The sequence below is a fragment of the Oceanobacillus sp. MO10714A genome (assembly GCF_037072045.1).
Taxonomy (GTDB): Bacteria; Bacillota; Bacilli; order Bacillales; family Amphibacillaceae; genus Oceanobacillus; species Oceanobacillus indicireducens.
In genome coordinates this window covers 21,451-47,184 of sequence record NZ_JAXHDC010000009.1, presented here as the reverse complement: position 1 = coordinate 47,184, position 25,734 = coordinate 21,451, and the positions used below count along the sequence as shown (strand labels likewise).

The following is a 25,734-nucleotide window of genomic DNA, read 5'->3' as shown; positions in this document are numbered from 1 at the left end:
AAATGAAGAAATTCTTATCATTTCTATTAACATTCACCGTCACCTTTCTATGTGTTTGTTTTCTGAATTCCCAAAGTACCGCAGCAAGTGAGGAAATCCTGCTGGAAGAAGACTTCGAAAAAGAAGGATTACCAGATGGTTTTAAAGTAATTGAGGGTAATGCATCCGTTGTAGATGGGGCGCTTGAGCTGACGTCACCAAGTACATCTCAACCTTCACGCGTTATATTTTCAGTTGGGGAGGATCTGGGTGATTATATCTTTGAGGCTGATGTCTCTTTTAAATCAGCAGTGGATGATGGCCGCTGGGCTTCTCTGATGTATAGAATTCAAGATGAAAACTATCCATACTACCAATTTGCTGTTAGAAAAGGCACAGCTGCACTAAATGGTATAGAGTTGGCTTTACGTACTCCTTCCAATACGTGGGATGTACAAGCGACAAACTTTTATCCAGAGGATTTCCAATATAATGAGACATATCGGTTAAAGGTGATTGCAAAGCATGATCGTGTACAACAATATATCAATGATCAATTGGTGATCGATTCAGATCTTGTCGGTACCTATTTAGAAGGAGATCTAGGATTTCAAGTTTCCGGTGCCACGGTTGCTTTTGACAATGTTAAAGTTACAACAAGCACCCAGGAACTCCCGCCACTGGAAGAATCAAATGCCTTTCTACCAGAGGAACCTGAAACAAATATCGTCAACGCACCAACTGTAATATCAAGTGAGATTCCTAATCAATTTGATGAACTTGAAGGAGTATCATCTGTATTATTTCCAGCAGAATTAAATGATGATGGACATGTTACGGTCGGGGGCTCCACTTTAACAGATATTCTAGCCGTTTCAAAAGAAAAAGTTATCCCAGTCATTCAAGTGGATGATCCGAATGCGGTTGAAGGTGTCATTGATGCTTTACAATCCACGTCAATCAATGATGTGCATATATTATCAGCCAATGTAGACATATTGGAAAATATTAAATCTGCTTATCCAATCGCTCGGGGAGCCATTCTCTATGAGAAAAATCATTTGAATAAACATGACTTGAAGAAATTAGTGGAAGATGCAAATATGAGTCGTTCCTTTACAGTAGTTCTTCCGGAGCAACATATTTCCATTGACAATACACACTACTTCCATACCCGGGCAATTTCTGTGTGGGGCATTGGAGAAAATGCTTATGATTTAATTCATGCTGGTGTCGATGGAATAATTTCCAGTAATCCTGCAGAAACTACAGCAGTTTTCGAAAATTACCCTGAAAGAACGATTGTTCAACGTCCAATAGTAGTTGCACACCGAGGCGTTCCATCCCTGGCACCTGAAAATACAATGGCTGGTTACCACTTATCATATGAATTGGGTGCTGATTTAATTGAAACAGACGTCCAACGTACAAAAGACGGTCATCTTGTGATAATGCACGATACTACAGTCGACCGAACAACAAATGGTACAGGTGCAGTAAGTGAATTGACACTGGAAGAAATTCGCGGGCTTGATGCCGGCAGTCATTTCGATGAAGAATTCGCAGGTGAAAAAGTGCCTACTTTCCGCGAATTTTTAGAAGGCTTCAAGGGCAAAGATGTGCTGCTTCTTGTGGAATTGAAAGGAATTGGAATAGAAGAACAAGTACTTCAGGAAATCATCGAGGTTGGCATGGAAGAAAATGTCGTCCTGCAAAGCTTTGACATGGAAAGTGTGAAAAAATTTCGGGAAATCGCGCCGCAAATCAGTGTAGGTTATCTTTACTCTGCATCAGTTCCCGATTCGCCGGAACAACGAATACAAGATGCTGAACGAATGTTGAACTATGCGACAAGTATTGGTGCCCGCTTGAATGCAAGTTATGGCAGCCTTTCTGAAGAATCTATAACATATATGAGACAACGGGGATTAATCAATATGCACTGGACTTTCCGCAGTCAGGAACCTTTTAAGGATTTATTGAAAAAAGGCTTAATAGGCCCAATCACTGACTATACACAATGGTTGAGCGACGGACCGACATTTATTGAAACGCCAATAAAAAAACGGAATTTAAAAGTTGGTAAATCCGCAACCATTCAAGCAAAAACATTTGTAAACTATCGAATGGATCGTTCAGAAAATCTGGAAACTACTCTTTATAGCCACGATAATGATAGATATGTAGATGTGACAGGCAATACTATAACAGCACTAGCACCTGGAAGAGCTGAAGTCTTCGCTGTGCATACATTTAATATGTTGGATGAAGACTGGAATTTGGTTTCCAAACCAATTGAAGTAAATGTCAGTAAGTAAGACAAACGAAATAACGAACCATGAAAATGACATTATTCCACCGCTTGAGGATTTAATCTAAACTGTATAATAAAAGAACAACACTCATATGCTCCCCCTATAGAAGAAGAGACTTATATTATTTCTCAGTCTAATATACGATACGGGGGAGCATATCATATCTAAATATATAGCTATTTTTCTTTTACAACAAGCAAGAAATCAATATTGTCATTTGAGTCATGCTTTGCAAAATAGTAAGTATATGCGAAAAAAATCGTATCTAAAAAATCCCCCTACTCACTTTTTCTTAAAATCGACTCATCCAGCCGACTTACAGAACTTTGTCCGGCAAGTCCCATTGTAATATCCAAATCGGCGAGCATATGCTGCAATACTTCCTTAACTCCCCGCTGACCGGCAAATGCAAGGCCATACATAAGGGGACGACCAATTAGTACCGCCTCCGCTCCTAGGGCTATTGCTTTTATAATATCCGAACCTCGGCGAATTCCACTATCCATGAGTACAGGGATATTTCCTTCGACTACATTCACAATCTCTGGAAGAGCATCTAATGCTCCGATTGCGCCATCTACCTGGCGTCCCCCATGATTAGATACAATAATACCATCGACTCCCTGCTCCATAGCAAGTTTCGCATCATCCGGATGGAGGATTCCTTTTAAAATGATCGGAAGGTTCGTATGCTCTCGTAAAAAAGCAATATCCTTCCACGATAAAGATGTGTTACCGAAAACTTTCGTCCAATGCATAATCGCGGCTTGTGGGTCTTCTTGAGGATTTTTTTCAAGTTTTGCTTGAAATGCTGGATCGGTAAAATAATTCCCTACTCCTTCACCAGCAAGAAACGGTAGATAAACATTCTTCAAATCATACTCCCGCCAAGCCATCATTGGCGTATCTAACGTAACAACAATTGCTGAATAGCCGGACGCTTCTGCCCGTTTTAAAAAGCTTGCAGTAATATCCGGATCTCTGCTCCAATAAAGCTGGAACCAACGTGGTGCATCGCTCATTGCCTCCGCAATTTTTTCCATGGGAACAGTCGATGCAGAACTAGCTATATAAGGTACGCCCAATTCCGCGCAAGCTAATGCCGAACCAATTTCTCCATCTTTATGAATAATCGATTGCACACCAATGGGTGCATGCAGAACAGGAGACGGGAAAATATCACCGAATAAATTTATCGACAAGTCCCGCTTATCAACATCCCGGAGCATTCGCGGAACAATTTTCACGCCAGTAAACGCTTTCAAATTTTCTCGCATTGTATGTTCTCCACCTGCTCCACCCGCGATATAATAATATGGGCCATCTTCTAATTTTTCACGGGCAAGTTTTTCCCAATCTTCTAGAATCACTGGAAGTCTTTCGGGATCAGGACTGTGCATCGTTGAATAAATATCAAATTGAATCTTGTTTCCGATGTTCTCCATGAAATATACCTCCTCGATTTCTTACTTTAGTATTTTATTCGACCCTTCACCTATCAATTGAAAATCGGCTTATTCACTCGTTACATTGTTTATATATTTCTCACGCAACTGATATTTTAGTAACTTTCCTTGTAAATTTCTCGGCAGTTCATCTACAAAATCAACGCGGTGCGGGATCTTATATTTAGCTAATTTCCCGGAACAAAAATCTATTATCTCCTCTTGATTTGCAGATTCACCTTCTCCTAAAACTATAATGGCAATTGGTATCTCTCCCCATTTTTCATGAGGTAGACCAATGACTGCCACGTCTGCAACTTTAGGATGCTCATGTAGAACTTCTTCAATCTCTGCAGGGTAAACATTTATAGCACCTGAAAGAATCATATCCTGTTCCCTATCAACGATATAGTAAAATCCCTCTTCATCCTGTACACCTATATCGCCTAAACCGAGCCATTCGCCTTTAAATGATTCGGCTGTTGCCTCAGGTCTATTATAATACTCTTCAAACAAGGTAATTCCCTTTACGTAAAATGCTCCCGCCTCGCCAGATTGGACAGTATTCCCTGCTTTATCCAGAAGCTTCACCTCCATGCCAAGCATCGGTACTCCAACAGAACGGTTTTTATCCCTTTGGTTTTCCGGGAATAAGTTTGTAGCACCACCAAGTTCCGTTGCTCCGTAAAATTCGTTAAGGTCCGCAGTATTGAAGTATTTCATGATTTTATTTTTTGTACTTGTATGGAGAGGTGCTCCCACAGAGATTATAGATTGCAAGGATGAAACATCATACTTATTTTGAATGTTTTCCGGCAACGAAAAAATGGCTTCAAACATTGGCGGGGCTAGGAAAGTAGAAGTCGGCTTTTCTCTTTCAATTGCTTCTAGAACTTCAATCGGATGAAACTTTTCTAGGATATGAACCGGGTTTCCGACAAAAAAGTTTGGCAACGCAATTGAAAAGGCTGCTGCACCATATAATGGACCTGATGCCAAGCCTTTACCATTTCTTCCTATGGAGAACTCGATACTAAAAAGCAAAGCAACCAAATATAAACTTCGATGTGTTCTTACAGCTCCTTTTGGACGGCCAGTTGTTCCACCAGTATACATGATCGATATCCTATCAAGTTCATATAAAGTTTCAGATGGGACAGGTTCCTCATTCGAAAAACCAGAAATCCATGCTTCATACTCGAAAACTGTGATATCTGCTGCATCCCCAACACTTATAAAATGCCTTGTCGTTCGAACCTCATTTGAAATAGCCATCATTTCATTTGAAAACCGACTATCGAAAATAAGAACAAGCGAATCTGAATCATCTAGTACGTGTTTAATCTCCGGGCCAACAAACCTGGAATTAATCGGAACAAAAACTGCACCAATTTTACTGCATGCAAAGACAATTTCAAATAACTGATTGCAATTCATTAACATAAACGCTACTTTATCACCTTTTTTAACTCCAATATGCTGCAAGGCATGTCCCAGCTGATTAATACGATTATTGAATTGGTGATATGTAAATCTCTTCTCCATAAAGGATATTGCTTCTTTTTCTCCATAGCGAATTGCATTTAATTTGATTGGGTCGCTGAAAAGCATCTGTTGCATCCGTCATTCCCCCTCGGAATTTTTAAATTCTACTACGAGAACAGCCATGTTTTCTTTCAATCCTGCCTCCCCTTCAGTAAGTTTTACTTTATAGTTTACCACAAGATTGATTATTATGTATATACCACCTATATTTAGTATTCTGAAATTTATAGTTAACAGTTTGTCCAGTTATATAATAGCCGAGACATAACTTCCAAATATGGCGATCGATCTAAACAAAGTGTAGGAGCATCAACAGCCGCTCCAGGAATATAACTTCGCGCTTCCTTTAGCGGCTGATTAGTCACCTCGGGCGCGGTGCACTGCGAAGTCTCATCGATGCCTTTCTTACTACAGTAGTCCCCTTCTATTCTTGAACTAGTCAGTAGATTTGTTCAGATTTAATCCATGTTTGAATAGTTATGTCCCAACCAATTTACTAAATTATCATTTTCAATTTCAGTAAAAACTACAGCTTAATCTCTTGCTTCCCAAATCGACTTTTCACAAGATAAGCCGCACCAATCATTCCCGCATCATTGTCCAATTGCGCGAGCTTCACTTCACAACATTCACTTACCCTAGGGAGGGCATACTTTTTGAATGCTGCTGTTATTTTAGCGAGCAGCGGCTCCCCTGCTTTAGAGATGCCGCCACCAATTATGATCTGACTAGGGTTGATCGTAACTGCCATATTTGCCATCGCCATACCTAACATATCGCTCATCCGATCAATAATCCTTTGACTCGCTTCATCTCCGGACGTTGCACAATCAAAAACATCTTTCGCTTCTAACATACCACGTTGGTTATAACGAGCAGCGAGTACACCATGAGGAGCTTCTTTTATATGATCCATGGCCATGTGTACAATTCCTGTTGCTGAAGCTATTGTTTCCAAACATCCCACTCTTCCGCAATTACAGCGGTATTCGTTTAGGCGGTATTCGTTTGGCGTAACCAAGATGTGTCCAATTTCACCGGCAGTGCCATTCGTTCCGTTCAAAATCTCTCCATTTGCGATAATTCCGCCACCAACGCCGGTGCCAAGCGTAATAAAAATAAGGTTTTCAGCAGAGTTGCCGCTCCCTTTCCAGTTCTCCGCTAATGCTGCTAAATTAGCATCATTTTCTATAAATACAGGTAAACTTGATAATCGGTGAAGTTCTTCTGTCAGATTGAAGTTTTTCCAGCCAATATTTACAGCCTCTTCAACGATACCAGTTTCTGGATGTATAAAGCCGGGAGCGCCCACGCCAATTCCGATGATTTTATTTTCTATTTTGTGTTTTGATAAGGTATCCGTGATCGATGCCCAAATATCTTTCACAATTGTCTTTCCTGCATTATCTTTGTTCGTTGGTATTTTCCACTTAACTAAAAATTCTCCATTATGATTGATTAAGCCGATTTTTACAGTAGTGCCACCAATATCTATGCCTATCATCAACTCATCCATTTAGATGTACTCCTTATCATGTAAGATTAGCGGATTGCTTCCTTATGAGTAGGTTACTCCTGCATGATCAAGCAACGTCTTATTTTATCTGATACACTCGGGCTTCATACGGACGGAAAGTCATTGTATCCAGTGTTTCATGAGCCTCTTCCACCTGATAGTTACTTAATCGCAATTCAGCCTGCTTCCCTAGTAAATCTTCAGGGAACTCGAAATCGGCAGTACCATCCAATAAGTTTGTTAAAATAACATACTGCTCTTCGCCTAATGTTCGCACGTAAGCATAAATTTGCTCATGTTCTTCTAAGATAAGTTCATAGCTGCCGTATATGAGTGTCTCATTTCCACGGCGCAGCTCAATCAACTTTTTATAGTAATGATAAATCGAATCAGGATCTTTCAGCTCGGCTTCTACATTAATTTCCTTCACATTTGGGTTTACTTTCATCCATGGTGTTCCCGTTGTAAATCCGCCGTTTTCCTTACTATTCCATTGCATCGGTGTTCGGGAGTTGTCCCGGCCGCTCTTCCAGATGATTTTCATTACCTCTTCATGACTCTTACCGGCTTCCCGTTCTTCTTTATAAAGTGTTTTAATTGCAACATCATTATAATCATCAATGGAATCAAACTCGACGTTCGTCATCCCAATCTCTTGCCCTTGATAAATAAACGGTGTTCCTTGCATTAAAAAGTACATGGTTGCAAAGCTCTTTGCCGATTTTTCCCGCAAGTCCGTATCATTTCCCCATGTGGAAACAGAACGAGGCTGGTCATGGTTTTCTAAGAACAGCGCATTCCAACCGACACCATCCAGACCTTTTTGCCATTTACTGAGCGCTTTTTTAAGTCCTTGCATATCGAGTCCGCCTGTTGCACTCTTGCCCCAAAGGTCCAAGTGTTCGAATTGGAAGATCATATTGAAAAAGCCATTCTCCTCACCGACCCATGCATCCGCTTGTTCAACTTTGACTCCGTTCGCTTCTCCGACGGTCATAATATCATATTTATCAAACGTTTCTTTTCTCAGTTCCTCCAGGAAAACTTCAATTCCAGGTCGATTCATATGTCCCTCATACGAAGGAACATATTTTAGATTGTCGGGATTCGGCATATCTGGAAACCCGGGAACTTTTTTAATATGTGAAATCGCATCGACTCGGAAACCATCGATCCCTTTGTCCAACCACCAATTCACCATTTTATACAAATCGTGACGAACTTCCGGGTTTTCCCAGTTGAGGTCTGGTTGTTTACTGGCGAAAACATGCATGTAATATTCTCCAGTCTTCTCATCGTACTCCCAGGCGGATCCTCCAAAGATAGATTCCCAATTATTCGGGGCTTTGCCATTTTTTCCAGGATGCCAAATATAATAATCCCGGTAAGCATTGTCCTTTGAAGAACGGGATTCAATGAACCATTCATGCTCATCTGATGTATGGTTAATGACAAGGTCCATAATCAATTTCATACCACGGGCATGTACCTCTTCCAGTAATTCATCAAAATCTTCCATCGTTCCGTATTCGGGTGAAATCCCTTGGTAATCGCTAATATCGTAACCATTATCAACATTCGGAGACGGATAGATTGGTGAGACCCAAATGACATCAATCCCTAAATCCTGTAAATAATCCAATTTCGAGATGATACCTTGGATGTCCCCGATGCCATCTCCATTTGTATCCATAAAACTGCGCGGATAAATTTGATAGGCTACCGCTTCCTTCCACCACTTGCTAGTCATACTTATTTCCTCCTTTAGCTGAACGGTTTCGTGTAGAGCGTCAGCTAATTCTTTTCCTGTAAAGCAAGATTATGCCCACCACATATTAGCAGGGGCCTCTTCCATATTGATCGCTTTCAAGTTCCGTACTGCTGCGCGAAAGCCTTCATCAATTGACATGATCGGATCTTCATGTTCAATGCTTAAGACATGATCATAACCATATGTCCGTAACGCACTAACAATGTTAGACCATTCCTGGATGCTATGACCATATCCGACTGAGCGGAAAGTCCATGCCCGCGTTTGGACGTTTGCATATGGCTGCATGTCTGTCAGGCCATACATGTTTACATTATCTTGATCAATATATGTGTCTTTCGCGTGGAAATGATGAATCGCATTTTCCTTACCTAATATTTTAATCGCTGCAACTGGGTCAATGCCTTGCCACCATAAATGACTTGGGTCCAGATTAGCACCGATTGCGTCGTTCGTTGCATCTCTAAGTTTCAGCAATGTATAAGGGGTATGAACAAGAAAACCTGCATGAAGTTCCAATCCAACTTTCACCCCATAATCTTTTGCAAATTGAGCTTGCTCTTTCCAATAAGGAATCAATTTTTTCTCCCATTGCCAATTGAAAATATCCGTGTATTCGGTTGGCCACGGTGTTACAGGCCAGTTAGGGTATTGGGAATCTTCACTTGAACCTGGTGTGCCGGAAAATGTGTTCACGACTGGTACATCTAACAGTTGTGCAAGTTTCACGGTTTTCACGAACGTATCATGGGATTTTTTTGCATGTTCTTTATTTGGGGAAACCGGGTTATCGTGGCAGCTGAATGCACTGATCGTTAAGCCCCTTGAATGGACTTTATCGATAAATTCCTTCCGTTTATCCTCACTCGCGAGTAGTTCATCCACATCACAATGAGCAGTACCGGGGTTCCCGCCAGTACCAATTTCCACTGCTTGTAATCCAGCTTTTTTTACATGATCCAACATTTCTTCAAAAGGTTTTTCATTAAATAATACTGTAAATACGCCTAATTTCATGGATACCGCCTCCAGTTAATTTAATGTTATACTTGATTTGCTTTCACTACTTTTGTAAATCGCTTCAATTATTTTGGTAACCGTTCTCGCTTGCTCAGGTTTATTCACTAATTCTGCTTCCCCAAGACAGCTTTCAATAAAGTTTTTAGCCTGAAGAAATCCTGCTTTTGCTTGATCATCTTCCACTTTTGCTGTGGTTGTTAGGTATGCTCCAGTTTTTGGCTGATAGAATTCAAATGGAAATACATTCAATCCGCCATTCGAACCGGATATGCTTACATTTGTCGTATCTTCTTTTATATTTGCTGCCCAAGAGCATTCAAATAACATAGAGGCACCATTCTCAAATCGGATATAGGAAGATACATGATCATCCACATCAAAAGATTCATGATCAAAGCTGCCCCAGTCGTTGAGCTGATTTGGCGTTTTGCTTAATCTGTTATACGTTGTTCCTGTTACTTCTACTGCGTTGGGTTCATCTAATAGCCAAAGTGCTGCATCCAAAAAATGGCAACCCCAATCGATCAGACTTCCTCCGCCTTGTAATTGTTTATTCGTAAACACACCCCAGCCTGGAACTTTCCGGCACCTCAATGCCTGGACCCTTGCTACAAGCGGGTCCCCGACTTCTTTCATTGTTTGTTTGGCCAGCTGAACAGATTCCATGAACCGATAATGATACGCAATGCTTAAACATTTATTCGCTTTCTTTGCTGCTTCAATCATTAAATCGCACGCTTCGGCCGTAATGGCCATCGGTTTTTCACATAAAACATGGACTCCCGCTTCTAATGCCGCGATAGAGATTTCTGCATGAAATTTATTCGGTGTGCAAATTGTCACCGCATCAACGGCGGCAAAAAGTTCTTCATAATTGGAAAACACGTAAGGGATATTAAATTTTTTCGCTACTTCTTTTGCTTTTGTAATTTTAAGATCTTGTATTGCGGTAATTTCTACTTTGTCTGATAATGCCTGGTAGGCTGGGATATGGCGATCTTGCGCTATCCCACCTACTCCGATGATTCCCATTTTCAATTTCCGCATCAATTTCACTTCTCCAAGCTGATAATTCGTTTCGTTTCCACTGATTCCAAAGCACCTAGAATCACTTGCAATGATTTCTTGCCTTCCTCGCCATCAATCAATGGATTTGTATCATGAAGAATGGATTCGACGAGATGATCGATTGTATATGAGGTTGTTTGACCACCATCTTCATTCGATTGAATGCCATCCAACTCATACTTCACTACCTCCCCATTATTGTATTGCACAATAAGGGAGTATTCGGGGTCATCCTCAAGCCTTAACGTTGCATTTTCCCCATAAAGAATCGTTGAATTATCTTCTTTTGCGGTATATGCCCAGCTTGCTGCCAGTGTTCCTACGATGCCGCTTGTTGTTTTTAAAATTAACGTTGCATTATCATCGACATCGATATTTTCTTTCGCATTCATTTCGACAAAAGCTCCTACCTCTACGAATTCCTCACCTAACAGATAACGCAGTAAATCCGCTTTATGTACACCAAGGTCACCCATTGCTCCGATAAAGGCCTGCTCTTTTTTGAAGAACCAACTGTCCGCTCCGTCTGCACTCCAGCCTTCTGGACCACCATGTCCAAAACTCGTACGGAAACTATAAATTTTTCCAACTTCACCTTGTTCGATTAATTTCCTTGCTTTTTGATGAGAAGAAACGAAGCGCTGATTATGGCCGATCATGAGTTTCTTATTATTTCTCTTAGCTGCTTCAATCATCTGTTCAGCTTCTTCACGGGAAGTTGCCATCGGTTTTTCACATAAGACATGAGCGCCTGCATTTAGGGCAGCGATACTTACTGTTGCATGTAAATAGTTAGGGAGACAGACGCTCACTGCATCGATATTTTCTGATTCCAGCAATGCTTCATAACTTGTATATGCTTTAGCATGATATTTTTCAGCAGTTTCTTTTACTCTTGCTTCATTAATGTCACACACTGCGACAATCTCCACATGTGGGTTATTGTTGTATTCGATTAAGTGGCGGTGTTTTGCAATACTTCCACAGCCAATGACAGCAACACGAATTTTTGTCATAGGACGATTCCTCCTTCGTTTATTTCTCGGCTATTTCTCTGGTGAATCCGCTTTTCCATGCGCAGGGGTTTAGTCAATCTTCCATATTCACTCAGACTTATATTCACTTACGGATTCACGGTAAATTACGTTGTGCGGAATGATGATCCGTTTTGCCGGTTCCTTTTTATTAACTGTCTTTTCTATTAACGCTTTAGCTGATTGTGCGCCTAATTCATAGATTTGTATATCAATTGTTGTTAATGCAGGACGCGTAATTTCTGATAAATATACATTATTGAAGCTTACTAACGAAATATCCTTTGGAACATGCAATCCTGAATCTTCAAGCATGCTTAAAACACCTAAGCTAATTAAATCATCACTAATTACAATCGCTGTCGGAGGGGTCTCAAGCGCTAATAAACTCTCTACTGCTTCCCGTCCTCCTGATTTCAGAAATTCGGTATGAATCTGATACGCTTCTTTATTTTCTAGTCCAGCTTCATCGAGTGCTGCTTTATAGCCTTCCTCACGGTCAACTGTTACGAATAAATCCCTCGCCCCACCAATAAAAGCGATTTTTTCATGCCCTTGTTCAATCAGATGTTCGGTAATTTCTTTCCCTGCTGAAAAGTTATCATTATCGACATGGGTTGTTTCGCTGATGTTCTCATAGGGTTTTCCAACGATGACAAACGGAAATTCTCTTTCCCTCAGGAACTGCGTAACAGGATCATTCATCCGGGAATAAAGTAAGATCATACCATCGACATAACTGCCATAAACCATACGTTCAACTTCCGCAAGTATTTCTTCCTCCGTTTGTCCGCTGGAGAGCATCATCGTATATTGTTCCTTATGTGTAACAGATCCAATTCCCCGCAATACTTCTGGGAAAAATGGGTTTTGCAATGCTTTGTCAGCAGATGACGGCAAGATAACACCGATTGCCTTTGTTGATTTGGCAACTAAGTTTCGTGCATGGATATTCGGATGATAACCTAGCTTTTTCATTGCTTTTCGTACTTTTTTCTTTGTATCTGGACTAATTCTCGGATTATCGGCAATTACCCTAGAAACTGTAGAGGGTGATACACCTGTTGCCTTTGCTATGTCTTTTATTGTTACCATACTCTATTTCACCTCACTTCTTTAATCGCCTGACTTCCCATACTGGGTCTTTTGTTTTCTGTTGTTGTTTCCTTTCAACGTACTCATCACTGAAGTGAGTATGATAAAACACAGCGAGCAGAATAAAGATTAGAGCCGTTGACTGTGTCATAATAATGACAATAACATCGAATCCTAATAATCCCACTATCATTGCGATTAAAGTTGCTAATCCAAGTGTGTTTACAATTAGATTGACCGATTCTTTATATGTCCTTATTGATGAAGACTCTCCTCTCTTCGTTAAATAGATGAAGAATGAAGCACCGATCACAAAAAAGAGCAGGCTTGCAAATGCGATATTAAAAACAGCAAAGAGTAAGCCACCTACAACGATTGCTTTATTCTGGGTAAACCATTGATTTGAAATCGCTGCTTGCAGTTCTTTTTCATTGGTTACACCCGACAAATCGAAATCCCGAGTATATTTAATGTTTGCAATTGGCTGTCCCGCCTCTTTGATCGTTATGCCTTCCTTTTGGAAGAGGACTGCATTTTCCATCTCCAGCGCTTGCTCTTTTTTCTCCTCTGATAAATTCCCGCCAATCACACCAGTTTCTTTCTCTTGATAAAAGATAGGAACATGCTCCATTTCCCCTTGAGAGAAAGTTGCATTCTTTAATGAGGCCACGGTCGCGTCATCAATAAGTGCAAACGCATTCGGATACGTTTCATCAATTTCGTAAGTATCCATTTTCGCAAACTCCAGCGACACTGGGATCAAAATCAAACCATTTAAAAAGAAAAATACAAGAATGATTTGCAACCAGTTTAATTGATGTCTCCCCGTAAACATGTCGGTAGGCCTGAATATACTTTTAAAGTAATTTAATGGGAATATATCTGTTTTCATCTATACTCACTTCATTTCTATGATTTAAATCGATTATCCTTTTGTTCCGCCTGCAGTTAAACCGGAAACAAAATTCTTTTGTAACATAAAGAATAAGATACTAATCGGTATCGCAATTAAAATTGCCCCTGCAGAGAAGAGTGCTACTTTCTGTTCTTGCGGATTACTAATAAATGTATGTAATCCAATTGCTACAGTGTAATTTTCAGGTGACCGCAATAGGAATTTAGCTAACATGTATTCGCCAAACGGTGTCATAAATGCCCATAATGCTTGAACAGCAATCATCGGTTTTGCCATTGGTAGCACGATTTGTGCGAATATCCTGAAGTGACCAGCACCATCCAGTTTTGCCGATTCATCCAAATCGTATGGTATCGTATCAAAATACCCTTTCATTAGCCATGTATTCATCGGAATACCTCCACCGATGTAAAGGAACATCAAGAACCAACTTTGGTCGAGTGCACCTAACAGTAATGCCATAACATAGAAGGCAACTAAAGTAGCAGTCGTTGGTATCATTTGTACGAGTAGGAAAAACATCAAGCTTTTCTTACGGCCAATAAAACGATAACGGCTAAATGTATAACCAGCCAATGTAATAAGGATCACCTGGATAATCATCGTGACAAATGCAATGACCAGCGTATTAATATACCATTCGCCATAGAGTGTTTCTGTAAATAATCTCCTGAAGTTATCCAATGTCCATGTCGCATCGAAATTGAGATCAAAGGCGGAGATGTTACCGGCTTTAAATGCGGAGCTTGCTGTTATCAACAAAGGATACAATATAATCACAGATACCAGTAGTAAAAATGCATACGTGAAAAACTTTGTAAAGAATCGGGAAGATTTTTGTGATCGGAATAAATTACTCATCGTTAATCCTCCATTTCAAATGCTTTTGTCTTTTTAAATACAATCAACGCAATAGCAATGACAAATATCGAAATAAATAATGTTACCGCTGCTGCAATTGAATATTGTGGTGATGTTCCAGTTGTAAGCTTAAATATCCATGATATCAAGATATCCGTTGAACCCGCACCTGCTCCGATACTTCCTGGTCCCCCTTCATTAAAGAGGTAAATCATGTTGAAGTTGTTCAGATTAAAGGTATATTGCGTAATAAACACTGGCGCTGCAATCATTAATATCGTAGGAAGGGTTATATGTCGAAAGCGCTGGATTGGACCAGCCCCATCAATTTTTGCTGATTCATATTGTTCTTCTGGAATAGATTGCAAGATTCCCGACACCAGCACATAAATATAAGGGAATCCTAACCAACCTTGAACTAATATAATTGCTATCTTAGTGAAGAATGGGTCCGTCTTCCATGGTAAAGCTCCCAAATCTATAAAAGGAACAAGCGAATTGATAAACGGAATGACCTGTGAATTAATTGCTCCCAAGCTATCATTAAACATATTTGAGAAGCTCATAATGGTAATGAATGCAGGTACAGCCCACGGGAGTAAGAAAATAATTCCAAATAACCGTTTAAATTTAATAAACTTCTGGTTTAACACAACTGCCGTGAATATACCGACGGCTATTTGTAATGTAGTGGCACTTAGTGTCCAAATTATCGTCCAACCAAGTACAGCTATAAATGTATCACGATACGAGCTGAGGAAGAACATATTAATAAAGTTATCAAACCCAACCCAATCAATTAAGCTAGCTGGGGGTATATGATAAAAGTCATAGTTTGTAAATGAGATAAAGATCGTAACTAAAACCGGGAAGATAATTGCAAAAATCATAACGAGGTAAGCGGGTATCGTGAATAGATAAGGAAAACCATTATGATACACATTCTTCAAAATATCTTTCGCCGTTTTATTTATTTTCTTTCCCTCAACGATTTGTATTGCAACTTTTCTCGCATCATAAATATTAATAGCATAAAACAATAAAAATATAACTGTCAAAAGTAGTTGCAAGGATCCTTCTATGAGTAAGAATAAAGAATGATCCTCACCTGGTGTTAACCCTAACGTAACCATACCAGTAAACGCAGCAAAACCAAACACAATCATTTCATATATAAACAAACCGAATACAGCTAGAAAGACAATGCCCTTAAATGTTTGTTTGTTATAAAACTGACCTATTCCTGGAATGACCGAGAGCCATGTCGCTGTTCTTACCCTCTTCTTCGCGTCCTCTGTACGTTCCACAACAGTGTCACTCCCTTTTCCAAAAATGCCCGGCAGAGCCTAATTGGGCCCTGCCGTTACATTGTTTTTCTTATTAATATTTTTGTTCGATATTTTCTTGAATGACTTTTACTGCATCATTCGCTGACTCTTCCGGCGTTTTATTTCCAGAAGCAGCATCGAACATTAATGTTTCTGCACCTGTCCAAACTTCAGCCATTTCAGGAATATTCGGCATTGGAACAGAAGTGTTATATTGTTCAATTACCGCGTTTGTTAACTCGTTATCTCCTTGACTGACTTCTTCTTTTGTGAAATTGTTAGCAGGGATTTCTGCTCGCATATCATATAGTATTTGTTGATTTTCTTCGTTTGTTACATAAGTCAACCATTCTTCCGCCAGCTCTTTATCTTCTGCATAGTCACTGATGACCCATGCTTTCCCGCCGGCAAATGGTTGGTAAGCTTCACCATTTGGAAGAGTTGGTATAGCGGATACGCCGTAATTGACACCCGCTTCATTATAAGTCGCAGCTTGCCAAGGTCCACCGATAATAGCTGCAGTGTTTCCACCTGTGAACTGGGCATCAATGAAATCTCCTGCAGATGTAGCATCCATCATTCCTTGTGGCCATACATCCTGGAACCATTCTGTTGCATACGCGATTCCTTCAATTGCGCCTGGATCATTCAAGCCAATGTCTGTCGGGTCTGTTCCGTCTTGTCCAAACACATAACCACCATATCCTGCAAGGAGTCCATATGTACTATAGAAATCCAACCAATTTGCTAAGAATACAGTACTCTTACCACTTTCGGAAGCAAATGCAAAACGCTCATCATCTATTAGAGCTTCCAATTCCTCAAAAGTTTCCGGTGCCGCGTCTAGTAAATCTTTATTATAATAAAGGACTAATGCTTCAATAACGAATGGAGCGCCGTAAATTTTCTCTTCAAATGTCACTTGCATTTCGTCGGTTTCATCATATCTTCCATCTTCAGGGAACGTATATTCCGCTAAATGTCCTTGTTGGCCTAAGTTTCCAACACGGTCATAAGGAGCAATCATAACGTCCGGTGCAAGTCCAGCTGGACCATCTAATGGTAACGCCTCCAACGTGTCGAACATGTCTTTTTCTGAAACCTTAATGGTGACACCATGTTCTTCTTCAAATGCAGGAGCTATTTCCTCTATAAAGCCGACATAATCATCCTCCACCCCAACTTCTAATGTTGCGGATCCCGTACTTTCTCCTCCATCCGTTGAATTGGATGAATCAGATTTGTCTTTTTCGCCACTACTACAAGCTGCTAGAAACAGAACTGTAACCATAATCATACTTAATGTGAACTTTTTCCAATTCATTGTATTCATTTTACATCTCCTCTTTCTCGTTTTTTGTCGATTAATTCAATCTTTTACCCCCGAACAACTACTAAAACGCTTTCTTAAATTGCCTAAAAAAAATGACTTTGTTTTAAGTATGATATCTCCTTTCGAAATGGTAGTTTTACTAGCTTGCGAAATCGTTTGCACAACCTCTATTACTATAATATACTAAACTTGTGATTTGCGCAAACGATTTCACTAAGAATTTTTATCGTTTACTAAAAAATAAAAATGCTGCTATACCAATTAAGATATAGCAGCTATTATTTTATTACCTTAATCTACGTTTTCTCTGCACGATATATGTGATTAATCCTGCAAGCAGTAAAACGAGACCAGCAAGCATCCAATTATAGTTAGTTGTTGCTGTTTTAGGTAATTTTCCACCTTCTTTTTTACCTTCTGTTAATTGATTATCTTTTCCGTTGTTAAACTTCCCTTTATCTCGACCTTTATCTTTTTCTTTACCAGCCCCTGGTTTTTCATTACCTTCGTCATCACCAGGTTCTTTCGGGTCTGGTGGTGACTTATCATTTCCTGGATCATTTGGGTCCTTGGGATCTACCGGTGGGTCCTTATCTCCCGGGTCACTCGGGTCCTCAGGATCTACCGGTGGCTCCTCCGGGTCTACAGGTGCTTTATCCTCCAGCTTCACAACAACTGTCGTCAAAGCATCGATCTTCAATTGATCTTCAGTAAGCTCAAACCCACTCGGATCAGCGACTTCACTCACACCAGCCTCATCATTATCAACGATAACGACACCATCGCTTAGATCAACATCACCTAATGACAATGCACGCTCCTTGCTATCTGCGTTAAGGAATACATAATACTCCTCGTTCTGATCCGATGAAACCGCATGGTAAGCAATTACTAAATCATCTGTTGCAATTTCTCGGATATCTAACAGTGTCACGTTACGATCCACTTCATCCTTTGTTCCTAAATGAAATGCATCGGTTGAACGACGTAATTCAATTAACCCTGTCGTGTACTCCCTTGTTAAATTCTGAATTGGATAGCGTTCTTCATTTGTTGCTTTTTCCCAATCAATCTTGTTGATTGCATCAGAAGAATCATAGGAATCATGGATGAAATATGGATATACAAATGGATTGCCATCTTCATCCGTCATATAGGTTGATTTATATGGTGCTTCCGTCGTTTCTGCTCTAAACTGTTTTGTCCTGCCAAATTCTTGACCCGCATGAATGAACGCCGTACCTTGTGCGGTCAATACCATTGCATTTCCAAGTCGAATCCGCTTATGAATCTCTTCTTCATGGTATTCAGGGTCTTTTTTAATCGATTGAGCGATCACATCATGTAATGTCAGGTTATCATGTGCCGCAATGTATGTTAGCACATCACCCGGATCATCAGCCACAAAATTATGGGGGTTGGCTGTTAGGTTATCAAAGATTTGCTGAATATTTCTAGCTCCACCTGTTAAGAAACGCGGCTCCCCTTCACTGCCGAAACCAGATTTTAGCTCATTGCGGAATTCATCAGAGAATGAAGCGACACTGTCTGTATACTGCATCCAATCCTGATCTGCCGGCATGACCGGTTCGCCTTCATCTCCAACATAAGTTCTCCAGCCCTCACCAACCATGATGATATTTGGGTTGAGTTCCTTTGCAGCATCATAAGCAGTTTGAATGGTTTCCGCATCATGATCGCCCATCATATCAAAGCGGAATCCATCAACCTTAAACTCTTCCACCCAATACGTAATCGAATCCACCAACACTCTCCGGGACATTTTATGAGTCGTACCAAGGCGACCGCCACCAAAGCTCTCTCTTGGTGAGCCATCTGCATTCATAAAGTGGTAGTAATTCGGTACCAAGTCTTCAAAAATCTCTGTACGCGCTGTATGGTTGTATACTACATCGAGGACTACTCCCATACCACGGCTATGAATTTCATCGATGAGACGTTTGAACTCGGCAATTCGTAACTCTGGGTCATCTGGATTTTCCGAATACATGCCGGATAATGAGAAATAGCTGTGCGGGTCATATCCCCAGTTATAATTATTATCCGATGATGACCACTCCATAAGGCGCTCATCACTCGCCCACTCATCACCAAAGAAAAAGCTCATGACCGGTAATAGTTGAATATGTGTAACACCCAAGTCCTCTATATAATCCAATTTCTCAGCAAATGCACGGAATGTACCAAATTGTGAATCCAATTCATCGGAAATGTTAGGATCTGATGTAAAATCACGCACATGCACTTCATAAATAATTGCATCTTCACGTTTTTCAAATCCATCAATCGCAGCATAATCCAGGTCTGGACCGATGGAAGACGGATCAACAATTGCAGCTTTTCCAATCGGATATTCTCCGCCGGCTTCAGGGTTTGCCCATGTGGCCATCGATTTTGCATATGGATCAAGTGCTAATTTTTCTTCTCCATCATGGGTAATCTTGTAATGATAATAATACCCTTTTAAACTGTTTAAGCCAGTATTTTCATCATCGAGCGTTACTTCCCAAACATCCTGATCTCCTAAAGTCATCGGAATTTCCTCATGAACAACATTGAACTGATCATTTTTATCATAAAGCACAACAGAAACATTCTCGGCTTTCGGTGACCATAATTTTAATGTCGCAGATCCATCATCATGCAGCCGTGCACCGAGTTCACCATCATAAGCATACATTTCATCAATCATTTTCCAGCCACCGGAGACAGAAATTGTTTTCTCTCCATAGGTAACCGAAAATGGCGCCTGCTCCAAATCAAATGTACTGTACAATTCTACAATCGCATCATCCATTATTTTTACGCGTTCAATAACAACGTCATTACCAGCTTTATCCACTACCGTAATGCCTTCTAGAAGATCATTTTCTGTTAAATCCTCTGTTTTTGTAAATCGGAGCTGCATTTTCTCATCCGACAGTAAATCTCCTGACAGAAGCATAACAGGAATGGACCCATAAGGATTTGTATATATTTGGTCATCCCCATCCTTTATGAAAATTTGATTGTGATCAAGCATATTAAATCTATATTCGCCTGTTTGTTCTTCTGTATCTTTATTGACAAAAAGGAATTCGATCTCGTCGGCATTTTCCGCTAACACAAGGTCATAATATGCACCGTATTTCCCAATACCGTTCGCGTCTTCCGCCCCATTCGGCCAATTATCAGAAGGTGCTGCGACATCGCCCCAGGACCATAATGACCAGCCATCATAGGTTTGATCGGCACGTTCATAATGGACACGTATCGTATCGTCTGGTAAATCAATTGGTTCTACTAGAAACACCTCATCCGAACCTTGTTTAATCCATACTTCATTAATTTCTGGTGAGAATAACTCGACAAATTTGTCGTCACCCTCTTTATCTCCTGTTGCGGTATCCAATATTAAAAATCCTATCTTTTGCGCATCACTTTGCAGCGGTATGTCAAGGTATGCTCCATACTCTGTCATTTGATTCTCCACAAATGATGTAGCTCCTGTCGGCCAGTTTTCTGATGGGGATTTTACATCCTCCCACAGCCATAATCCGAAATCGGCATAATTATTGTCGTTACGTTGATAGTGGACACGCAATGTGTCTTCAGGAATTTCCGGCAACGTGTTTTCACCTTCAGCATCATCACTGTCTGATACTAAAATGAGCGTACCACCATCCGTTCGCGCCGGCAATGTCACCGTAACACTGCGATCATCGCCAATTGCAACAGACTTTTCATTATAGACATCTTCCGCAGTCGCATTTTTAACATACGGAGTTGGAATGTTCACATCTATCGCATCATCTGTCGTATTAATTCCAACAATGACTGACTCTCCCTCATAACTGCGCTCAAAAATCATATACCCGGACTCATCGTCTCCAGCTAATAATTCATAGGTTCCTTTAGAGAAGGTCTTCGAATAATCATCGCGAATATTTAATAGCTTCTTATAATGCTCATGAACATCGTTATCTTTCACTTGCTCCCAAGGGAATACATATCGGTTGTCATATTCAGGCCAGTTTGCCTTTCCAGAAAGCCCTAACTCTTCACCATAATAAATGACTGGCTGACCTTTTGAAGTAATTTGTAGTGTAGAGGCAACCTTTAACTTACTCGTATCCTCAGCACCAATATAATGTAAAAATCCATCCTCATCATGACTGCCTAAGAATTGGCCCATTGTTGCCTTATTATCCAATAAGTCATTCCTAGCTTGGATTTTCCCATCAACTGCACATATATTTCCATTTACTAAGTCTCTTGCAATGTTTTTGAACTCAAAATCCAAAAGCGAATCCATCGTTCCTGTATTTAAGTAACGATCCGCATAGTCATTTGTTATTGTTGCCCCAAATGCTTCACCAATCATTTTGAATTCTGGCATTACTTTCGTCAATTCATTTTTAAAATGCATCAATGTTGTATCTTCCACATGTTTAACAGTATCCACCCGGAAGTAATCAATCGTATTCCCATTTTCCGTTTTCGCTTTTTCCAACCAGCCTACTTGCCAGTCGACGATTTGCTCACGTACTTCCCGATTCTCTGTAATAAAATCCGGAAGTCCGGAAAGTTCACCAGTTATTTCATCACCTGGATTTCCGCCATCTTGACGAAGCATATCCCGAAATTTCATACGATCTTCATCTGTCGGATAGCCTTCCGGTTGATCTTGCAAATTTCCATCATCCATTTTCAGACCATAACCAGTATGGTTTAATACAACGTCCACCATAATTTTTATACCGCGATCACTTGCAGCATCAATCAATTCATGGAACTCTTCTAACGTTCCAAGATGCGGATTTAGTTTCTCAAAATCTTTTGCCCAGTATCCATGATAACCATAGTATGGTATACCACCGGCATTGGCATCATTATAGGCAGCATCATGATACACATTTTCAACAATCGGTGTAATCCAAATCGTATTGATTCCAAGGTCATCCAGATAATCGAGGTTTTCAGTAACCCCTTTAAAATCCCCACCTTGGTAAGAACCCGGACTTGTCGGATCATAGCCGATGTTGTTATTATTTTCTTCATTTCCATCAGCAAATCGGTCTGTCAGCATAAAGTAGATTCTTGCCTCATCCCAGTCGAAGTCCTCTTCTCCGTTGACAGCCCGCGGTTTGATATCTACTTGAGCTTCTGCCTCATGTGTGCCGCCATATACATCAATAACTGTAACAGGCAAAACCTTTGTACCAGCCCCAATACGATCAGCAACTGAGATTGTTATTTCTTTTAAATCAGGGTCAATAGCAGTTTTACCAGCCCCACCAACTGAAGTTAAATCTACATACATCTCACGAATCGATTCCTTGTCAACTTCTTGTCCTAGGTCATCCTCCATATGTAATGTCAACACTGCATGTTGATTATAATCGATCTCTTGAGGTGCCACTTCCGTCGTAATTGTTAAATCTTCTGAAGAAATATTAATGATTGATTTACCTTCTCCATTGGTATGGTATGGATCAGCGATTTCTGTCGTCTCTCCATCAATCGTAACAAGATACGTATACTCATATTCCCCTTCCGGCAAGTCTTCCACCGTGCCAGTAAAGCGTTCGTTTTCAGCTTCAAAATTCATATCGTAAACTTGTCCATCCAGCTTCACTTGAACCGATTCAATCGTATCCATTGCGTCTCCGCGATACAAATCAGCATCACGATAGAAAAATTCCACGTTTCCCGCATCAACTTTGGGGGGGTGCATAAATGGAACGGTTCGGAATTCAACTTCCCCTTCTTTCACAAACACTTTTGTCATGTCTTCTGTCGGACTGATGTTAATCGTGCGGTCTTCGTCTACATCAACCTCATCCCAATCCGCGCCTTTTCTTAATTTAAAGCCTATACTGCTCGTTGCTGAACCAACTTCAATATGCGCTGTCGCAACCTCTCCTACTTCGTCGAAATCAATCTGATCATCTTTGGCACCTGTGTTCCATACCCAAATATTCCAATCCTCGTAATCTTGATTTTCCCTTTCATAAACAAATTTAACTGTCGGCAAATTGGAATCATCCGTAATTTCATTCAGCCCTTCCTCATCAACCACTGGACTCTGATGAGGATTTTCTGAGCTTGCAGCTGAAACTGGTTGGATACCAAAGAATAGACTTAAAAACATAAGAGCTGTTAGAAAAATAGATATACTTCTTTGGTGGTGCTTCATCTTCATTGTTTCTCCTCTCCTAATTGCGTGACGTTTGCCTAAATGTTCCTGTAAAATAAATGAACCTTCACCTTTTCGTCATTAAATCTCTCCTTTTCCAAATATTATTTGTGAAAACGTTTGCCCAATTTCTCTATTGATTATATATTCTATCTCAAAATCACGCAAACGTTTTCAGTAAATTTTTTAAGAGGTTTAACCTTTAGTTCCCCCTGCTGCCAGTCCTGATATCAGATATCGCTGCAAGAATAAATATACTGCTGCAATAGGTACTGCCACTAAGACAGATCCTGCGGCAAACCTAGTAAAGTTATTTGAAAATTGATCATTAATAAAGTTGTATAGACCAACCGCTAATGTATAATTTTCCTCACTTGAAAGTACAATTGAGGGTAGCAAAAAATCAAATAAAGGAGTCATAAAGTTGAATAAAGCTACTACTGCAAGAATGGGTTTTGCAAGTGGTAGCATTACACTCCAAAACACCCTTAGATGTCCTGCTCCGTCTATTCTTGCTGCCTCATCTAATTCGCGAGGTATTGTATCAAAGTATCCTTTAACAAGCCATGCATTAAACGGAATTTGACCACCAAGATATATTAAAATCAAACCAGACAGGGTGTCTAATAAACCTAGCATATTCAAAAAGATATACAAAGCAACCATCGCCATCATAACTGGAAACATTTGCAAGAGTAAGAAGATATATAAACCATTTTTCCTTCCAACAAATTTATATCGAGAAAATGCATAAGCAACTAATGAAGTTAGAACTACACTTCCTATTGCATTTGCAATAGAAACAATTAATGAATTTTTATACCACAGTAAATAATCACTGTCTGGACTAAATAGCCATTTATAATGATCTAATGAGAAATTTTCTGGTATTAAACTGGATGAATATAGACTAGTACTTTGGTTGAAAGACATACCAACTGTCCATACTAAAGGATAAAATATAATAATTGCTACAACTGCAATTATTATATAAATGAAGGCTAACTCCATTCTGGACTTTTGCTTTCTATTCATTAGATTTCACCCTCTTCTTTAAATGATCTTGTCTTTCTGAATTGATAAAATGCAAATCCTGAAACAATTAACCCCATTATAATTGAGATTACTGCAGCCATAGAGTAATTATTTGTATCAAAAGTTAGCTTATATACCCAGGAAATTAATATATCCGTTCCACCAGCATTTTGCCCTCGAATAGGTGGGCCACCTTCATTAAATAAATAAATGACATTGAAATTATTAAAGTTTGAAGCATATTGCATAATTAATAATGGTGCAGTAGCAAACATCACGTGGGGAAATGTTATGTTTCTAAACTTTTGAAAACGCGAGGCACCATCCATGTCAGCTGCTTCGTACCAATCTTTGGAAATACTCTGTAATATCCCAGTAATTAAAGCAAAAATAAACGGAAATCCAAGCCACGTTTGAATCATGACAATGGCTATTCTAGTATATAAAGGATCGCTCAACCAAGATACGCCATTTCCACCTAATAACGGAATAATAATATCCCTGTTTATAGCTCCAAAATCATCATTAAACATCGCTGAGAACACTAGTATAGTTACAAACGCTGGTACTGCCCAAGGTAGAATTAAAATGGTACGAATCAATTTTTTAAATTTAACTCGTGGATCATTTACAAGAACAGCCAAAAAGAAACCAAGTGCAATTTGTAATGTAGTCGCAACAACTGTCCATACAATAGTCCACGAAAACACACTTATAAATGTATCTTGCCAGATTGGAACTGTGACCAAGTTTTTAAAATTATCAAATCCTACCCAATCAACTAAATTACGAGGTGGTGAATTATATAAATCATAATTCGTAAAAGCCAAAAGCACAGAAAATAATAAAGGGAAGATAACAACAAAAATCATAAGTAGTAAACCGGGAAACGTCATTATATAAGGAAATGCATGGTCATAAAATTCTTTAAATGATGCTCTCAACTTTAATGGCTTCCAACCATCTCGTAATTTTTCTGCTTGTTTTTTTGCATCGATAACATTAAATACATAAAGAGTGATCACAATAACGGTTACAATCAATGACAATACACCTAAAACTAACAATCTGATAGAATGGTCCGTACCGGGAATAGTTCCTAATGTACGTAGACCCCATAAACCATAGTTAATAGATTCTAAAAATGCAACAAGGAAAGCTAATTCCATGATAATAAAGATTGTTCCTTTTAGATATCGCCTATTGTATAATTGACCGAACCCTGCAAAAACAATCGATAATATCATTGCCACTTTCGGACTATGTTTCTTCCA

16 protein-coding genes are annotated in these 25,734 nt (G+C 39.7%); 1 reads left to right on the top strand and 15 read right to left on the bottom strand.

Going from position 1 to position 25,734, the window contains the following annotated elements:
• Nucleotides 1-2: 2 nt before the first annotated feature.
• On the top strand, nucleotides 3-2,297 hold the full coding sequence (locus tag SPD53_RS07995; RefSeq protein ID WP_336252199.1) for a glycerophosphodiester phosphodiesterase family protein: 2,295 nt from the start codon (nucleotides 3-5) through the stop codon (nucleotides 2,295-2,297).
• Nucleotides 2,298-2,572: 275 nt separating this feature from the next.
• Here SPD53_RS07995 and SPD53_RS07990 read toward each other — a convergent pair whose 3' ends face one another.
• The 15 genes from SPD53_RS07990 to SPD53_RS07920 all read right to left on the bottom strand — a co-directional run bounded on the left by SPD53_RS07990 (nucleotide 2,573) and on the right by SPD53_RS07920 (nucleotide 25,707).
• Nucleotides 2,573-3,739, bottom strand: coding sequence for a lactate 2-monooxygenase (locus SPD53_RS07990; RefSeq protein WP_336252198.1), 1,167 nt, complete (start codon nucleotides 3,737-3,739; stop codon nucleotides 2,573-2,575).
• A gap of 69 nt (nucleotides 3,740-3,808) precedes the next feature.
• Entirely contained in the window at nucleotides 3,809-5,359 is a 1,551-nt protein-coding gene (locus SPD53_RS07985; RefSeq protein ID WP_336252197.1) for a class I adenylate-forming enzyme family protein, read from the bottom strand.
• 451 nt (nucleotides 5,360-5,810) lie between these two features.
• Nucleotides 5,811-6,800, bottom strand: coding sequence for an ROK family glucokinase (locus tag SPD53_RS07980; protein ID WP_336252196.1), 990 nt, complete (start codon nucleotides 6,798-6,800; stop codon nucleotides 5,811-5,813).
• 79 nt (nucleotides 6,801-6,879) lie between these two features.
• Nucleotides 6,880-8,550, bottom strand: coding sequence for a glycoside hydrolase family 13 protein (locus SPD53_RS07975; protein ID WP_336252195.1), 1,671 nt, complete (start codon nucleotides 8,548-8,550; stop codon nucleotides 6,880-6,882).
• A 69-nt stretch (nucleotides 8,551-8,619) separates the two neighbouring features.
• Complete coding sequence (locus SPD53_RS07970) at nucleotides 8,620-9,588, bottom strand: sugar phosphate isomerase/epimerase family protein (protein ID WP_336252194.1); 969 nt, start codon at nucleotides 9,586-9,588, stop codon at nucleotides 8,620-8,622.
• 15 nt (nucleotides 9,589-9,603) lie between these two features.
• A complete protein-coding gene (locus tag SPD53_RS07965) occupies nucleotides 9,604-10,638 on the bottom strand; it encodes a Gfo/Idh/MocA family protein (protein ID WP_336252193.1) in 1,035 nt (344 codons plus the stop codon).
• Between the two features lie 5 nt (nucleotides 10,639-10,643).
• A complete protein-coding gene (locus SPD53_RS07960) occupies nucleotides 10,644-11,675 on the bottom strand; it encodes a Gfo/Idh/MocA family protein (protein WP_336252192.1) in 1,032 nt (343 codons plus the stop codon).
• An 87-nt stretch (nucleotides 11,676-11,762) separates the two neighbouring features.
• Nucleotides 11,763-12,788, bottom strand: a complete 1,026-nt coding sequence (locus SPD53_RS07955; RefSeq protein WP_336252191.1) for a LacI family DNA-binding transcriptional regulator — start codon at nucleotides 12,786-12,788, stop codon at nucleotides 11,763-11,765.
• 13 nt (nucleotides 12,789-12,801) lie between these two features.
• Complete coding sequence (locus SPD53_RS07950) at nucleotides 12,802-13,680, bottom strand: DUF1189 family protein (RefSeq protein WP_336252190.1); 879 nt, start codon at nucleotides 13,678-13,680, stop codon at nucleotides 12,802-12,804.
• Nucleotides 13,681-13,713: 33 nt separating this feature from the next.
• Nucleotides 13,714-14,565 carry a sugar ABC transporter permease gene (locus SPD53_RS07945; protein WP_336252189.1) on the bottom strand — a complete coding sequence of 284 codons (852 nt, stop codon included), beginning with the start codon at nucleotides 14,563-14,565 and terminating at the stop codon, nucleotides 13,714-13,716.
• Between the two features lie 2 nt (nucleotides 14,566-14,567).
• A complete protein-coding gene (locus SPD53_RS07940) occupies nucleotides 14,568-15,872 on the bottom strand; it encodes a sugar ABC transporter permease (RefSeq protein ID WP_336252188.1) in 1,305 nt (434 codons plus the stop codon).
• A 73-nt stretch (nucleotides 15,873-15,945) separates the two neighbouring features.
• Complete coding sequence (locus tag SPD53_RS07935) at nucleotides 15,946-17,217, bottom strand: extracellular solute-binding protein (protein ID WP_336252223.1); 1,272 nt, start codon at nucleotides 17,215-17,217, stop codon at nucleotides 15,946-15,948.
• A gap of 295 nt (nucleotides 17,218-17,512) precedes the next feature.
• Complete coding sequence (locus tag SPD53_RS07930; RefSeq protein ID WP_336252187.1) at nucleotides 17,513-23,431, bottom strand: pullulanase; 5,919 nt, start codon at nucleotides 23,429-23,431, stop codon at nucleotides 17,513-17,515.
• Nucleotides 23,432-23,620: 189 nt separating this feature from the next.
• On the bottom strand, nucleotides 23,621-24,460 hold the full coding sequence (locus tag SPD53_RS07925) for a sugar ABC transporter permease (protein ID WP_336252186.1): 840 nt from the start codon (nucleotides 24,458-24,460) through the stop codon (nucleotides 23,621-23,623).
• Complete coding sequence (locus tag SPD53_RS07920) at nucleotides 24,460-25,707, bottom strand: carbohydrate ABC transporter permease (protein WP_336252222.1); 1,248 nt, start codon at nucleotides 25,705-25,707, stop codon at nucleotides 24,460-24,462. Before SPD53_RS07920 ends, SPD53_RS07925 begins: the two co-directional genes overlap by 1 nt.
• Nucleotides 25,708-25,734: the final 27 nt, after the last annotated feature.